The 15,307-nt window shown below is 58.1% G+C and carries 14 protein-coding genes; 6 read left to right on the top strand and 8 right to left on the bottom strand.

Going from position 1 to position 15,307, the window contains the following annotated elements; genetic code table 11:
- Positions 1-13: 13 nt before the first annotated feature.
- The 8 genes from HY011_25585 to HY011_25550 all read right to left on the bottom strand — a co-directional run bounded on the left by HY011_25585 (position 14) and on the right by HY011_25550 (position 6,905).
- Positions 14-190 (bottom strand): hypothetical protein, encoded by a 177-nt coding sequence (locus HY011_25585; GenBank protein ID MBI3426316.1) that lies wholly within the window; start codon positions 188-190, stop codon positions 14-16.
- Positions 187-615: a hypothetical protein gene (locus HY011_25580; GenBank protein MBI3426315.1), complete on the bottom strand. Its 429-nt coding sequence runs from the start codon at positions 613-615 to the stop codon at positions 187-189. The genes HY011_25585 and HY011_25580 overlap by 4 nt, the downstream gene beginning before the upstream one ends.
- Positions 616-711: 96 nt before the next feature.
- The gene (gene selD / locus HY011_25575) at positions 712-1,671 is read right to left on the bottom strand and encodes a selenide, water dikinase SelD (GenBank protein ID MBI3426314.1); all 960 of its coding nucleotides are present in this window, start codon (positions 1,669-1,671) and stop codon (positions 712-714) included.
- Positions 1,672-1,996: 325 nt separating this feature from the next.
- The gene (locus HY011_25570) at positions 1,997-2,335 is read right to left on the bottom strand and encodes a hypothetical protein (GenBank protein MBI3426313.1); all 339 of its coding nucleotides are present in this window, start codon (positions 2,333-2,335) and stop codon (positions 1,997-1,999) included.
- Between the two features lie 32 nt (positions 2,336-2,367).
- A complete protein-coding gene (locus tag HY011_25565; protein MBI3426312.1) occupies positions 2,368-2,676 on the bottom strand; it encodes a DUF433 domain-containing protein in 309 nt (102 codons plus the stop codon).
- Positions 2,677-2,732: 56 nt separating this feature from the next.
- Positions 2,733-3,833 (bottom strand): recombinase RecA, encoded by a 1,101-nt coding sequence (gene recA, locus HY011_25560; protein MBI3426311.1) that lies wholly within the window; start codon positions 3,831-3,833, stop codon positions 2,733-2,735.
- A gap of 581 nt (positions 3,834-4,414) precedes the next feature.
- Positions 4,415-5,659 (bottom strand): tetratricopeptide repeat protein, encoded by a 1,245-nt coding sequence (locus HY011_25555; GenBank protein MBI3426310.1) that lies wholly within the window; start codon positions 5,657-5,659, stop codon positions 4,415-4,417.
- Positions 5,660-5,726: 67 nt separating this feature from the next.
- Positions 5,727-6,905, bottom strand: coding sequence for an acetyl-CoA C-acetyltransferase (locus HY011_25550; protein MBI3426309.1), 1,179 nt, complete (start codon positions 6,903-6,905; stop codon positions 5,727-5,729).
- A gap of 224 nt (positions 6,906-7,129) precedes the next feature.
- Between HY011_25550 and HY011_25545 the strand changes: the two genes are divergently transcribed.
- The 6 genes from HY011_25545 to HY011_25520 all read left to right on the top strand — a co-directional run bounded on the left by HY011_25545 (position 7,130) and on the right by HY011_25520 (position 15,200).
- On the top strand, positions 7,130-8,503 hold the full coding sequence (locus HY011_25545; protein MBI3426308.1) for a hypothetical protein: 1,374 nt from the start codon (positions 7,130-7,132) through the stop codon (positions 8,501-8,503).
- Positions 8,504-8,547: 44 nt separating this feature from the next.
- The gene (locus HY011_25540) at positions 8,548-9,363 is read left to right on the top strand and encodes a HEAT repeat domain-containing protein (GenBank protein MBI3426307.1); all 816 of its coding nucleotides are present in this window, start codon (positions 8,548-8,550) and stop codon (positions 9,361-9,363) included.
- A gap of 259 nt (positions 9,364-9,622) precedes the next feature.
- Positions 9,623-10,498: a succinate--CoA ligase subunit alpha gene (sucD, locus tag HY011_25535; protein MBI3426306.1), complete on the top strand. Its 876-nt coding sequence runs from the start codon at positions 9,623-9,625 to the stop codon at positions 10,496-10,498.
- 185 nt (positions 10,499-10,683) lie between these two features.
- Positions 10,684-11,208 (top strand): Uma2 family endonuclease, encoded by a 525-nt coding sequence (locus tag HY011_25530; GenBank protein ID MBI3426305.1) that lies wholly within the window; start codon positions 10,684-10,686, stop codon positions 11,206-11,208.
- Between the two features lie 37 nt (positions 11,209-11,245).
- Entirely contained in the window at positions 11,246-11,827 is a 582-nt protein-coding gene (locus HY011_25525; protein MBI3426304.1) for a hypothetical protein, read from the top strand.
- Positions 11,811-15,200: a protein kinase gene (locus tag HY011_25520; protein MBI3426303.1), complete on the top strand. Its 3,390-nt coding sequence runs from the start codon at positions 11,811-11,813 to the stop codon at positions 15,198-15,200. Before HY011_25525 ends, HY011_25520 begins: the two co-directional genes overlap by 17 nt.
- The last annotated feature ends 107 nt before the right edge of the window (positions 15,201-15,307 follow it).

Genomic DNA, 15,307 nt, shown 5'->3' with positions numbered 1-15,307 from the left:
TCTCAAGAATCGGTTAGAGAGGCAAAGGATAAAGAATCCAGGCAATCACCAGCCCCACGCCGACAAAATAGCCGAAGACTTTGAAGCCATATTTCACCCGCTCTTCGGTCGAGTGATGTTCCTGTGACAACACTGCGAAGGCGACCGAAACCAGCAAGCTGAACAACACCATCGCGATAAAATGGGTCACGGCTTCCTCCCGATGGCAATGTCGTAGGCATCCATCGCTGACAGCAAATTCAAGGCGCCCGCGACGCAAAGAAACGTGTTGCCGTATTCAAACGTGATTTTGGCGGCTTGCTCGGCGGTGACGGCAAAGCCTTTGTCCAGCATCAGGCAGACGAGGTAGGGAAGTCCCAAGCCCATATCCAGCACGCTGAAAAACCACGTCAGCCATTCATTGCGCTCCGGCCAGAACAGATGGCCTTCCATCCAGAAGCCGAAGACGAACAGCAGGGCAATCGTCACCGCCAGCAACAGCGCGCGGCCCCATCTGCCCAAGACGGCGTGGCCCAGGCCGGGAAACACCAGGGCGGCTAGGCAAGCCGCCAGCGTGCGCCCGGTCGAGACCGGCTCCAGGGCAATCGGAGCGCTAAAAGTTTTCTCGCTTTGCAACTGATTTCTCCGTTGTATTGTTGATTTGCGCGGGCATTCTAAGAAGCGCCTTCAAGAGGTGTCAAGAAGGCCAGCCGCGCCGGTTCCCAACCATGCTCAATGTACGACGACATGCGTGCCCGCAAAGTCAATCACACGCCCAATCCGCGCCGCCGCGGCATAGCTCTCCCGCAAGCGGGCGAGTAAGGCATCTGCCTTATCCAAGGCCACCGCGATCAACATGCCGCCCGCCGTTTGCGGATCGAACAGCACGCTCGCCATCTCCTTGCTGAGCGCGCCGCTCAATTGCACGCCCGCGCCGACATATTCGCGATTGGTTTTATCGCCCTGGGTCAGCAACTTGCGGCTCGCCAATTCCAACGCGCCGGGCAAGAGGGGAAGTTGCTCGGCCTCAATTTCAAAGGTGACATGGCTGGCCTTGGCCACTTCCCAGGCATGTCCCAGCAACCCGAAACCCGTAATGTCGGTTGCGCCCCGCACGCCGAATTCGCGCATTGCCGCTGCAGCCTGGCGGCCCGGAGTCAGCATCGTGGCAATGGAATGTTGCGCAATCTCCGGGGTGACTTTCTTAAACTTAATGCCAGTTGAAATGATGCCTGTGCCCAGCGCTTTGGTCAGCAACAGCACATCGCCCGGTTTGGCACCGTCGTTCGTGGCGACTTCGTCGGGATGAATGATGCCGGTGACCGAGTAGCCGAACATAATCTCTTCGCTTTGCACTGAATGCCCACCGATCAGGGCGACGCCGTTTTCGGTCAGAATCGAAAGCCCGCCGCGCATGATGTCACCCAGGATTTCAACGGGCACGCCCTTTTTGGGAAAGCAGGTGATCGCCATCGCCGTAATCGGCGTCCCGCCCATCGCCCACACGTCATTGATCGAATTGAGCGCGGCGATGCGCCCGTAATCAAACGGGTCGTCCACGATGGGCGTGAAAAAGTCGAGCGTCTGCACGATGGCGAGATCATCACGCAGTTGATACACCCCGGCATCGTCGGCGTTCTCAAAGCCAACTAGCAAGTTTGGGTTATGCGGTTGTGGTGGTAGCCCGCTCAGAACCTGAGCGAGTGTGCTCGGTGAGAGCTTTGACGCTCAACCGGCACAATTCACCATTTCAGTTAATCGTTTCGCCATAAGTCAGCTTTCGTGCTGGAAAATTATCGTATCGAAAGCCCAGTCAGGACTTGCCTGAATAGGATTGCAGTGTATAATGCCCGCCGTCGAGAGTTCATCGTACACTGCTTCTCCCGCTTCGATGGCTCTCATTTCTTCAAGTTGTTAGCCCACCAGTGCCGGTCGGAACATTTTCACGCTGCCCTCCAGCATACCGAAAATGTTCCGACCGGCACTATTGTTTACGTTGAACGGCAATCCGCCCGCTTCAAACTCCAACACAGTGAATTCCACCTTCTTTTGTCCACGAAATGACTTTGCCCGGGCGCTTAGCCTTGCTCTTGAATTGTGGCTCAAGCAGAAAGGAACGCAAAATCGCTGGGACAAAAGATTCCTCACGCTGTCTTAGTTTCAACCGAATAATGCAATACCGTGGATGCACAAAGTCCTTTGGCTGAAAATCTGCGTAGTTGATTGTCACAAATGTAGGCTGACGTAATTGCAATAAATAGAGTGGAATTTCGGGGTCAAGAATTCGAGCGTTAGGCCGGATGTCCCGCAAACTAATAACCATGCCTGGATACCAGCGCGCAATCTCTTGCAACACGATGGTGCTGCTAATATCCGCATCAACCACAATTATGCAAAGCTTTGGGCGTAATCATATTGCTGAGCTAGAGCGGCTGCCTCTTTGATCGCTGCCAAGGGAAGTCCGAAACGGGTCGCTACTTGCCACACGCTATATCCGGCTGATAGCAAATCCATAATACCTTCCGCTGTAATGCGCGTATTCAATACCGTCGGCCGCCCGCCGCAACATTGTGGTTGAATCACGATGTATTTGCCGAGCGGGTAGTATTCGATCTCCTCGCCATCATAAACACGTTTCAGCAGTGGCAATCCAAGTCGCACCGCTTCGCTGCTCTTGCCTTTCTTATGAGTGCCCATCGCGTAGCTCCATTTGAGGGCGAACAGGCAATTAGCCTGCCCGCCCTCATCTTCAACTACTCTTCCCCTTCTTTCGCCGCGCGCCCGCGCCGTGCGGCCGGGGCGGCTTCAGCACTGGCGGCGGCCGCTGCACTAGCCGCTGCGGCCGGTTGCGGTTTGGCAACCAAGCCCAACACCGCGCGCAATTCCGTTTCGACCCGTCCGGCCAGTTCGGGATTTTCGCGCAAGGTGTTCTTAGAGTTTTCGCGGCCCTGACCTAGCCGTTCGCCGCGATAAGAGAACCACGCGCCGGATTTTTCGACCACTTTGCGGTCAACGCCGAGATCAATAATCTCGCCCCATTTCGAGATGCCTTCGCCATACATGATGTCGAATTCGGCTTCGCGGAAAGGTGGCGCGACTTTGTTCTTGACGATCTTGACCTTGGTGCGGTTGCCGACGACGGCGTCGCCATCCTTGATCGCGGCGATGCGGCGAATGTCCACGCGCACCGACGAATAGAACTTCAGCGCGCGCCCGCCGGTCGTGGTTTCGGGCGAACCGAACATCACCCCGATCTTTTCACGAATCTGGTTGATGAAGATCAGGCAGGTGTTGGAACGTCCGATGACCGCCGTCAATTTGCGCAGTGCCTGCGACATCAGCCGCGCCTGCAAACCGGGCAGCGAATCGCCCATATCGCCTTCCAATTCGGCGCGCGGCGTCAGGGCGGCGACCGAATCAATCACCAGCACGTCAATCGCGTTGGAGCGCACCAGCGATTCGGTAATCTCCAGCGCCTGCTCGCCCGAATCGGGCTGCGAGACGAACAGGTCGTTGATGTTCACGCCCAGTTTTTGGGCATAAACCGCATCGAGCGCGTGTTCGGCGTCAATGTAAGCCGCAATGCCGCCGGCCTTTTGCGCCTCGGCGACGACGTGCAAGGCGAGCGTGGTTTTGCCCGAGCTTTCCGGGCCGAAGACTTCGACGACGCGACCGCGTGGGAAACCGCCCACGCCGATGGCGGCGTCAATGCCGATGCTGCTGGTGGAAATCACCGGGATGTCATCGGTGCCGTGGTCACCGAGTTTCATGATCGAGCCTTTGCCGAAGTTCTTCTCGATTTGCGCCAGGGCCGCTTCAATCGCTTTCGCTTTTTCGCTGTTTACAATAGCCATAGTTGTCCTTCTCTATTGGTTTCCAATTCAGGTTGATCTTTCAGCCTACGTTCGCGGCCCGCGCGCACTTCGCTGGTTGCGGCTTTGATTCTAAAGGCGGGAAGCCAAACAACCGGGAAGGCGTTTTCGCACTGAAGGCTAGTTGAATTCAATGCGTTCAATTACCGCATCTGAGTACGTCGGCCACAAGTTCAACGGCAGGCATTATTGACTGCTGATTCCTTGTTGGCTTAACGCTGAGGAGTATAACACGTGGCAGTGAAAAAGCCGGAAGGGGAGCGCCATTTTTGGAGAGGAAATTTTTTCTTGCTGTAACTAATTCGGGGTTGGAAAGGGAACAAGCGTTCAGAGTTCAGGCTTTAGCGTGTCACGGGTAAGAACCTGTCACGCTGAAGCCTGAACTCTGAACTTCTTTCCCCGAATTTTTTACAGCAAGCAGCTTTTTAGTGACAGCTCACGAATGGATAATCGTCCATGACGGTGCTTGGAAAAAGGGACTGCGCTCACAGGCCGCCCGTAGAGTGTGAAGTGCAGGCACAGCGTTGGTTGGTTTTGCAACGATCCTTTTGGTGAACCAGCTTTTATTTCCGCGAAACTTTGCGCGGCAGCCCGGCCAGCGAATTCAAATCGCGCCATAACAATTCCGCAAAGCGCGTCTCGTTGACTTTGCTTTTGCGCCGCTGGCCCAGCGGCTTGAGCAGACTTGACCAACCCAGCGAAGGCGGTGTCGCCAGTGGTTCACCCGCGTTGGCTTGCAGTGCGTTGCGATAGAGCGCGTCGTGCGGATTGATGTCATAGGCAGCCTGGAAATGCACACGCGCTTCATTGGTGCGATTGGCTTGCCAGTGAATCCAGCCGAGGCTGTACAGCGCGGCATCAAAGCGCGGGTCCAGACGGATGGCTTTTTGCAGATGCTTCAAGGCCTGCTCTTCGCGGCCCTGCTCCCAGTAAGCGCGTCCGACCAGATAATGCATTTCCGGCGTGGGTTTGAGCGTGAGCGCACGTTTGAGATGCGTGACGGCTTCCTCGACTTTGCCATGGCTGATGAGCAGGCGGCCCAGGCTGTAGTGCGCGGCAAATGAGTTGTCATCCAGCGCCAGCGCGTGTTGCAAATGCGTGCGTGCCGATTCGGTCTGGCCTTCGTCGCTGTCAAGCAAGCCCAGCAGCAATTGCGCGCCAAAATGATCGCTGCGTTTATGCAACGCGCGTTGCAGATACGAGGTGGCCTCGCTGGCTTTGCCCAGATGGAAATAGTATTCGCCGACGGTGAAACAGAGTTCGGCGTTGTGTTCATCCAGTGCCAGCGCGCTTTCCAGCATACGCAAGCCGCGCCGCGTGCGGCCCTCGCTGATGAGTAGCGTGCCTTCTTCGACCAGATCAATGAATTGTTCGCGTTGCTCGCGCTGGGCGCCCCGATAAGCGCCGATGATCAAGTCGCAGCGCTCATCCAACCGTTCACGCTCAGCCGTCTCTTCGTAATGCCGCGCCACCCGATTGCGCCAGCGGGTTTCCAATTCCTCAGGGTCTACCGCGCGCATCTCGGTCAGAATCTCGGTCAGCGATTCCAACATCATGTGGTCGTAAAAGCTGCCGGTCGCTTGCTGCTGCGCCAAATCAAGCAGTTGTTCAAAACGTTCATTCGCACGAGTGAGGGCACCTTCAAGCGCGCTGATGCGTTCGAGCAGGTGCTCTTCCAGCGGATTTTCCGGCCCTTCAAAAAGCGCGTTGTCAAAGGTATGCGAGACGAGCAAGAGCCGTGTGCCGCAACTTTCGCAATAGTCGGCATCGAGCGAATTCGCCTTTTTACAACGTTGGCAGAAAATCATGGTTAGGGGTTAGGAACTAGAGGCTAGGGACTAGAGGCTGCGGCCCTAGCCCCCAGCCCCTTCTGTATTATCTTTCAACCGCCAGGGCGACGGCGTTGCCGCCACCCAGGCAAAGACTGGCGATGCCGCGTTTGGCATTGCGCTTTTGCATTTCATAAAGCAGCGTCACCAGCACGCGCGCGCCGGATGCGCCGATGGGATGGCCCAACGCCACCGCGCCGCCATTGACGTTGACGCGCGCCGGGTCGAGTTCAAGCTGTTGGATCAACGCGACTGCTTGCGAAGCAAACGCTTCGTTCAATTCAAATAGATCAACATCCGCCAATTTCCAACCAGCTTTGGCCGCAACCATTTTGACGGCCTCCACCGGTGCCATCATGACCAGCTTGGGTTCGACGCCGGCCACGGCTTGCGCGACGATGCGGGCGATTGGCGCGCGCTGCATCTTATGCGCCAGTTCCAGCGATGTCACGACCAACGCCGCCGCGCCGTCATTAATCGTCGAAGCGTTGCCCGCCGTGACCGAACCGTCTTTGCGAAAAGCCGGTTTCAATTTGGCCAATGACTCCAACGTCGAATCGGCGCGCGGGCCTTCGTCGGTGTCAAAGATAACCGGGTCGCCTTTGCGTTGCGGGATTTCGACCCGGCAGATTTCGTCTTTGAACTTGCCTGCTTGGATGGCGGCGACGGCCTTGCGTTGCGAATTGAGCGCGTATTCATCCTGCTGTGCGCGCGTGATGCCGTAGCGTTCGCAAACGACTTCGCCGGTCTCGCCCATGTGCCAGTTGTCAAATGCGCACCAGAGACCGTCGTGCACCATCGAATCCACGATTTCGCCGTTGCCCATGCGATAACCGTCGCGGCCTTTGGGCAGCAGATACGGCGCATTGCTCATGGATTCCATGCCGCCCGCGACGATCAATTCATTGTCGCCCAGCGCGATGGATTGCGCGGCCAGCATGACTGTCTTCAACCCGGAGCCGCAGACTTTGTTGACGGTCATTGCCGAAACTGTATCGGGGATGCCCGCTTTCAAAGCGGCCTGGCGCGCCGGGTTTTGTCCCAGACCCGCTTGCAGCACATTGCCCATCAACACTTCGTCCACCTGCGCGGCGTCAAGGCCGGCGCGTTCGATGGCGTGGCGGATGGCGATGGTGCCGAGTTCGGGCGCGCGAAACGGTTTGAGCGCACCTTGGAATTTGCCGATGGCCGTGCGCGTGGCGCTGATGATGACGGCTTCTTTGATGGTGGTTGCCATAACTGCTAGACCTCTGCGCTGGTATGAAAAACCGCGTTGTTGATGAAGTAAGGGCGATTATAGCTGGCGAAAGTACAGAGTCAATCACTCAGCTTGGTTGCGCCAACGACTCGCGGATTGCCGCGCGGAAAGGCCCGATTGACAAGCCTCACAGCGTGGTTTAGCGTTGCCTGCCTCGTTTCATAGTTCAGTCCGAATGAAAAGAATTCTCGATGAGTAAAGCAAAGCATCGTCAGAAAAAAACAGTCGAGCAGGCTGCGCCCCAACCTGCCCGCCGGAACTTTTTGCTGCTCGGCGCGGGCGCATTGGGCGCCATTGGCGCGGGCGCGTTGGCGTATCAAGCCGGTTTCTTTAGCGCTAGCAAACCCGCTCCTGCGGCAAATCCGGCCACGAATGCGGCCGCCAATTTCAAACTGCTGCCGCCCGTCAAGTTGACTGCCGATTACGCCAATGCCTTGCGCGCGGCGGAAGACATCACCAGTCATTATGCGCGTGAACTGATGACGCCGTGGGCGCTCATTCATGCGGTGCGCGGTTTCGGGCGCGACTTCACGCTGAGCGATGGCGCGAAAGCCGTGGATCACCTTTGCACCAAATATGCTGAAGAGCGTGAGGTCAACGGCAAACGCTATGTCTGCTTTCAGCGCAATGCCGAAGTCCACGAGAACAGCTTTCTCAAAACCTTTCTCGAAGCGCATGTCAGCCCCGATCAAGCGTTGCGCGTGGGCGCAAATCAATACACGTTGCGCGAGGCGGGCGAACATGCCAAAGCGCTCTTTCGCTGCGACCCAACCGATTTGAACCGCTATGAAGCCAAGTTGCTGGAAGAACATCTGCCGTGGGGTTTGATTGCACTCTCGAGGCTGGTGCCGCCGACGCCCGGCACGTGGGTGAATGGATATGGCGAAAAGATTGATTTGCATCAGGTGCTGGATCGCGCCTTTGCCGCCTATGAGCAGATGTGCAGCGGCGTGCGCAACTCGCTGGCGCAGGGCGAATTGGAATCGCTCGAATTCCGCCAGGCGATCAACAAACACAGTTGTTTTGGCCTGCACGCGGTTTACGGATTCTTTGCCAGTTGCCAACACGGCTATCGCCGCAACGACATGCCCGCGCGCGTCAAGAGCCTGCTCGATCTGACGATTTACCGCATGGAGGGCGATGCCAAAGCGATTGACCGTGAAGCCGATGCCGCTAAAGCGATGGGCCCCGAAGCGATCAAGCGCATGGCCGTCAGTCAGGAAGGGCGCGTCGTCACTAGCGGCAGCCCGCCCCCCCAGATTTTGGAAGCCATGCGCTTGCGTTCGCAGATCAAAATGCAGGGGCACATTTTGGAAGCCATCAATTATGGCTTGCTCAACAAACTGTTCACACTGACCCCCGATCAGCAACAGCGTGTCAAAGCGGGCGAACAGGCATTGTATGAAAGTCTGGTCAAATTGCGCGCGCTCGATCTGGATGAATTCCGCCGCTGGCACAGCAAATTCGTCAGCGACCTGGTGATCGCTATCGGGCACGCCGTGCGCGCGTTGAAATTGTTGACGCCGAACAACCCCGATCTGGCGGGGCAGATCGCACAAAAATGAAAGCTTATCGGTTAAATCAACTAATGTACTGGCAGCCCTATACAATGCTCTTGTTGCTCAGCCTGTGCCTGTCCGTCGCGGCGCGCGCGCAATCCAAACTCGCGCCGCTGCCTTTTTACGAGCAATGCGCCAGCTTGCGTGAAGGCGCCAGCGAGACCTTGCAACGCGAACTGGCGGCGCTCAAAAGCGCTGATGCTGCGGCGCGGGCCGAGGCGGTCAAGCAATTGAGCAAGGCTTGCCGCCAGCAAGCGGTCGAACCGTTGATTGGTTTGTTGCGCAGCGAAGATGCACAAGTGCGCCTTGCCGCCATCCAAACGCTGGGGCAGCTTGGCTCGAAGGAAGCCGTTGAACCCTTGCGCGAACTCACCGGCGATCCTGATTGGCGTGTGCGGTTAGCCTTAGTTCCGGCGCTCGGTTCGTTCAAAGTCTTTCAGGCCAAGAATGCGGTGCTCAACAGCATCTTCAATCCGAACGGCGTCGAGGTGACGGATGAAGACGACATGCGCGTGCGTTGCATCGCGGCGCTTACATTGAATCAAATGACCGATGTGACCTTCTCGCGCAAGAGCATGCAGATGATGTCCTTTTTGCTGCGCAGCAGTCAGTCAAATATCCGCCAACTGGCCGAGCAAACCATGTATGCGTTGAAAGACACGCGCAACGGCCCTAGTGAATTGATCGGCATTTTGAAACAGCAAAACATGCCCGAAATGCGCCGCTGGGCCTGCGAATGGCTGGGCAAACTCGGCATCGAACGCGCCCGCCCCGCTTTGGAAGAGGCCGCTGCCCATGACGCGCATCCGGCGGTGAAGAACGCCGCCGCTGAGGCGCTGGCGAAGCTGAAGGGCGCGCGGAAGTGAGCCTGGGTACGCACCGCTTTCAGCATGCAGGCTTGGCCTTAGGCGGAAGTCTGCTGTAAGAATGTGCCTTCGTCCTTCGCCTGTCTAGCGCCAAGCCTGCACGCTGGAAGCCGTGCGTACCCAGAGACGTTTCAAATTGCAATTTGCGCGTGCTATCTTCTCGCTTCATTCGGGCCGCTTCATTTAGGCAGGCAATCATCAATTCACCAATAACTGATCTCCAATTTCAAACCTGAAATCACGAGATCGAGGAGGAAGCTTGAGCGTTCTCGTTGATAAGAACACCCGTTTGCTCGTCCAGGGCTTGACCGGCAAAGAGGGCACTTTCCACGCGCTGCAAATGCGCGATTACGGCACTAACATCGTCGGCGGTGTCACGCCCGGCAAAGGCGGCGCGACGCACGAAGGCTTCGCCGTCTTCAACACCGTCAGCGAAGCCGTCGCGAAAACCGGCGCGAATGCCTCAGTCATTTACGTACCGCCGCCCTTCGCCGCCGACGCGATCATGGAAGCCGCCGACGCCGGCGTCGCGCTGATCGTCTGCATCACCGAAGGCATTCCCTCGCTCGACATGGTCAAAGCCTACGCCTATCTGAAAGCGCGTCCCGGCGTGCGCCTTGTCGGCCCCAACTGCCCCGGCGTCATCTCGCCCGGCAAATGCAAAGTCGGCATCATGCCCGCACGCATTCACCTTGAAGGCCGCGTCGGCGTCGTCTCGCGCTCTGGCACGTTGACCTATGAAGCGGTCGGCCAATTGACCGCGCTCGGCATCGGCCAATCCACCTGCATCGGCATCGGCGGCGACCCGATCATCGGCACGCAACAACGCGATGCCGTAGAGCTTTTCAACCACGACCCCGACACCGACGCCATTGTTATGATCGGCGAAATCGGCGGCTCGGCTGAAGAAGAAGCCGCCGAATACGTCAGAGCTTATGTCAAGAAACCCGTCGTCGGTTTCATCTGCGGCCAAACTGCGCCACCAGGCCGCCGCATGGGCCACGCGGGCGCAATCATTGCGGGCGGCAAAGGCACCGCCGAAGAGAAGATGAAAGCCATGACCGAAGCAGGCATTCACGTGGTGAAAAGCCCGGCGGACATCGGCGCAAAGGTCAAAGAAGTGCTCGGCCTTTAGCTGGTTGAATGAATGTGGAAAGCCGGTTCACTTGCCTGTGAGTGGGTAAGTGACCGGCTTTCGTGTTTCTGGCGTGGTTGAATGCTGCTTGCTGGCTGCTTTGATCAAAACTAAAATGCCCCCGCCAATCAAGGCAATCGCCAAGCATTTGCCAAGTATGTGGAGGAAACGTTATGCAAGCCGTGATGGAAAAGGAACTCATCCTCGATCCCGAAAAAAGCTACGAGATCGTCAACGGTCAGCCGGAGGAAAAAGAAAGGCCAGGAGCCCGACACGGAATGATTGCTGCTCGCCTGCTTAGCAGGTTGAACAGCTTTGTCGAAGCCCATCAACTCGGTGTCGCGTTTACTGAAGTCAACTTCAAGATTGGTCAGAACGAACGCATCCCCAATCTTTCGTTTGTTGCCGCCGACCGCATCCCTGTCGAGGGCGTACCCGAAGGCGTTTGGCAAATCCCGCCCGACCTTGCTGTCGAAATCATTTCACCGAACGATCTGCACGATAAAGTCAGCCACAAAGTTCTGGAGTACCTGGAAGCAGGCGTCAAACAGGTCTGGCTTGTCTCGTCAGAGACCCGTACTGTGACGATCTTCCGCGCAATGGATCAAGTGCAAGTCATTGCGGGCGAGCGCAACCTGGAAAGCCCCGACCTTTTGCCCGGTTTCAGTTGTGCGTTGACAGAGATTTTCCCTGCGGCTGTTCAAGCATAGCCTGCCAGTTTCCAAGATCGCGCAACCGTTTTGAGAAATGAATCAGTACCAACGACAAGACGGCGACCGCAACGTCAATGCAAATGAAGTCAGCCACAGCGTCATCATCACGGGCGACCAAAACCAAATTACTATCAATGCCGCGCCGTTGACTTCCGCGCCCAACCTGCCGCCCGAACGCCTAACCGCTTTGGGGCAAGCGTCTGCCACGCAACTCGAAACCCGCGTCAGCACCGTGCGCATCTTTGGCGGCGAAGCGCCGCACCCGTTTGATCAAGTCTTTGTCGAGCTCTCGCTCAACGAAGAATATGAACGCCGCCCCAATCAAGCCGAGTTTCTAGGGCTGATAGATAGCGAATTGCGCCGCCTGCGTTCCGTTTTCGGCGATGCGGACGAACAGCGTGAGCAAAGCCCCGACGATCCTGCGCAACGCCACCTCGCCAAAACCAAGCGCACGCACAAACCTGACGAACGGTTGCGTCGCCGCACCCGCGCCGTCATCACTGGCGCGTCCAAAAAAATCTTGCGGCGGGCTGGACTGTTTTTGCCATCTTTTACGCATAATCAGCCGGGCGGAATTCAGACAACGAGACCAGGCCATAATGGCAGATTCAACTGAACAATCCGGACAACAGCAAGTCAAAGCGCTCTTCGAGGCGGCGCTCGACCTTGCGCCGGGTGCGCGTGAGCAGTTCTTGCAAACCCAAACGGACGATGCCGAAAGGCTAAGGGAGGTCCAGGAATTGTTGCACGCGCACGCACACGCGGGTGATTTTCTCGCAACGCCTTTGCTATTGGCTGCGCCGTCAGCCAAAGCAGCCGCCGGGCAGCGCCTCGGCTCCTACCGGCTGTTGCGCGAAATCGGGCGCGGCGGCATGGCGACCGTTTATCTGGCCGAGCGCTTTGACGACGAATTTCAGCAACAAGTCGCGGTCAAGCTGCTCTGGCCGCGCGCTGACAGTGCCGAAGTCGTGCGCCGCTTTCGCCAGGAACGCCAGATTCTGGCGCAGCTAAATCATCCGAACATCGCGCGGCTGCTCGACGGCGGCACGACCGAACAGGGCTGGCCGTATCTGGTGATGGAATACATCGAGGGGCTGCCGCTCACGAAGTATTGCGACGCACAGCGGCTTTCCCTCGCGGCCCGCCTGCAACTTTTTCAAACCGTTTGCGCCGCGGTTGCCTACGCCCATCAGAATCTGGTGATTCACCGCGACCTCAAGCCCAACAATATCCTTGTCACGGCTTCGTCAGACGGAGCAAGCGGTGTCCCCAAACTGCTCGATTTTGGCATCGCCAAAGTGCTCACGCCGGAAACCAACAGCGAAGCCAGCACGCGCACCGGCTTGCAATGGCTGACACCCGAATACGCCAGCCCTGAACAGGTGCGCGAAGAGACGATCACCACGGCCAGCGATGTTTACAGCCTGGGCGTATTGCTTTACGAACTGCTGACCGGCGTGCGCCCGCACGTCCTGCAAGACTTGCCGCTGCACGAAATCATCCGCGTGTTGAACGAGGAAGACCCGTTGCCGCCCAGCCGCCGCGTGACGCCCGCCCACGCGGCCAATTGCAATGAAGCTTCCGCTGAAAAGTTGCAGCGGCGCTTGCGCGGCGATCTGGACAACATCCTCCTGTTAGCGCTCAACCAGCAAGCCCCCGCGCGCTATCAAACCGTCGAACAATTCAGCGCGGAATTGCGCCGCCACCTCGCGGGCGAACCAGTGCTGGCGCGCCAACCGACCCTCGTCTATCGCGCCGGGAAATTCATCCGCCGCCATCCCACCGGCGTTGCCGTGACGTTGACCCTGGTGTTGGCGTTGCTGCTGACGTTCGCGTCTGCCCTTCATCAAACACGGCAAGCGCGCGCGCAGGCGCGTGAACAACGGCGTGCGAATTACGCCGCGCAACTGCGCCAGGCCAGCGCCGCCTGGTTTGACGGCGACCCGCGCGGCTACGACGAAATTTTGCAAAGCGCGCCCGTGCTGCCACAACCGGGCGAAGAAGATCTGCGCGGCTTGGAATGGCGCTACCTCTGGCGGCTCGGTCATCGTGAACGCTTGAGTTTTGAGCATACGGATGGCGCCGATTTGATGCCGCGGGACAAGGGCGGCTATTTGTACACTTGGGCGGATAACCCGCTCCGCTTTTCGCTGCGGGAAGCGCGCACAGGCCAGCCCATTGCTGAACAGCAGCTTCCTGGGGCGCAACTCCTCCACAGCTACTTCACCGCGCCGGACAGCATCACCGTCCTTTACCAAGTGGACGGCCACACCTTGATGACGATGGATCTGCTGAGTGGCATGCGGCAGCCGTGGTTCACCGATCCAAGCCCGGTGACTTGCCTGGCGACGAGTGATGAAACAGGGTTGCTCACCGGACACGCCGACGGACAAGTCAAACGGTGGGAACGCCAGACCGGACGGCTGCGCGAAACACTGCTCACAGCAGCAGGCCCCTTGCGCGCGCTATCTCAAACGCGGGACTACCAATGGGTCATTACCCTGACCACCGACAATGTAATGCAATTATGGGATGTGCCGCGCAAACGCGAATTGCTCCGGTTAGAGAACGTAGCCAGCGTGGTGGCTCGTTGGAGTCTGAAGAATTGGCTGGTAGTGGAATTCAGAAATAATTCGCTCGGCGTCTATGACCTGCGCACGGCGCGGCGGCTCAACACGCTGGACACCAGCAACAACCGCGTCGTCTTTGTCAGCAGCCAGGTGCAGTACCCGCTGGCGATTGGCTATCAGGACAACACCGTAAAGTTTTATGAATTGCCCACGTTGCGCTTGCTGCACAACTTTGTTGGGCATACCGGCTGGGTCAACTCGGCGATGCTGTCGGCGGATGGCCAACGCCTGTTGACGGCCAGCGGCGACCGCACCGTCAAGCTCTGGGATGTGGCGACCAAACAGGCGTTGGCGACGCTGCGCGGCCATCACGATGATGTCACGAACGCGTACTGGTTCGATCAGGATCGCCAGTTCGCTTCGGTCAGCCGCGATCACGTGCTAAAAGTTTGGGATGTGAACGAGGTCTTGCGTCCCGACGTGCTGACCAGTCACACAGGTCACGTTTACTCGGTTGCTTTCGCGCCCGACAGCCGCACCCTCGCCAGCGCCAGCCAGGATCGCACAATCAAGTTGTGGGACGTGGCAACCGGCGCTTTATTGAAAACACTAGCCAGCCACACCGGCCAGATTCTTTGTGTCAACTTCTCGCCCGACGGCCAACGTCTGGTTTCGTCCGGCGAAGGCCAGGCCGCGCGCGTCTGGGAAGTCGCCACCGGCAAGCTGTTGTTCGAATTGTGCTGCCATCAGTATCAACAGCACTTCGCCGCCTTTTCGCCCGACGGCAAGTTAATCGCCACCGCCAGCGACGACAGTAGCGTCAAGCTCTGGGACGCCACCAATGGCTGCGCAACACGCACGCTCACCGTAGCCGCAGACCAGACCGGGCACGTCCAAAATATCTGGTCGCTCGCCTTCGCGCCCGACAGCCGCACACTGGCCGTAGGCACCGACAAAGGCGAATTGCGTTTGTGGGATGTCGCCAGCGGGCGGTCAATCGCGGCCTTTCATCCGCACGGCGACGCCTCGATCTGGTCAATCGCCTTCACGCCCGACGGCCAATACTTTGCCACCGCCAGCGGCGACAACACCGCGCGGCTCTGGAGCACGGCCACGCGCCAATTCGTCCGCACATTCAAAGGCCACGCGGACGGCCTGTTTGAACTGGCCTTCTCACCCGACGGCCAACGCCTCGCCACCGCCAGCCGTGACAAGACCGTGCGTTTCTGGAATGTCGCCACCGGACAGGAATTGTTTAGCCTCAAAGGTCACACCGAAGCAGTCTGGTCGGTGGCGTTTGCGCCGGACGGCAATACGCTGGCAAGCGGGAGTTGGGATGGAATGGTGCGGTTGTGGCGGGCGGCATCCGAACCAGCAGGTCAAGCAAAATTCTCTTCACAAGACCCAGCCAAAAAATAATCCGAAAAAATGTGGGCTGTTTTTTCCGCCGTTTGCGCTTGTATGGCTGAACCGGCAAGTAACGCTCCGGTTCGACCGTCACTCGCCACGTTGTGCCCGAGCAATCG

The organism is Acidobacteriota bacterium (genome assembly GCA_016196035.1).
Taxonomy (GTDB): domain Bacteria; phylum Acidobacteriota; class Blastocatellia; order RBC074; family RBC074; genus JACPYM01.
The sequence above is the reverse complement of the archived record's forward strand: the minus strand, read 5'-3'. Positions and strand labels throughout refer to the sequence as shown.

Coding starts and splice junctions, on each gene's coding strand:
- HY011_25565 (MBI3426312.1), bottom strand. CDS start 2,676: ATGGGCACTCATAAGAAAGGCAAGAGCAGCGAAGCGGTGCGACTTGGA.
- recA (MBI3426311.1), bottom strand. CDS start 3,833: ATGGCTATTGTAAACAGCGAAAAAGCGAAAGCGATTGAAGCGGCCCTG.
- HY011_25555 (MBI3426310.1), bottom strand. CDS start 5,659: ATGATTTTCTGCCAACGTTGTAAAAAGGCGAATTCGCTCGATGCCGAC.
- HY011_25545 (MBI3426308.1), top strand. CDS start 7,130: ATGAGTAAAGCAAAGCATCGTCAGAAAAAAACAGTCGAGCAGGCTGCG.
- HY011_25540 (MBI3426307.1), top strand. CDS start 8,548: ATGCTCTTGTTGCTCAGCCTGTGCCTGTCCGTCGCGGCGCGCGCGCAA.
- HY011_25530 (MBI3426305.1), top strand. CDS start 10,684: ATGGAAAAGGAACTCATCCTCGATCCCGAAAAAAGCTACGAGATCGTC.
- HY011_25525 (MBI3426304.1), top strand. CDS start 11,246: ATGAATCAGTACCAACGACAAGACGGCGACCGCAACGTCAATGCAAAT.
- HY011_25520 (MBI3426303.1), top strand. CDS start 11,811: ATGGCAGATTCAACTGAACAATCCGGACAACAGCAAGTCAAAGCGCTC.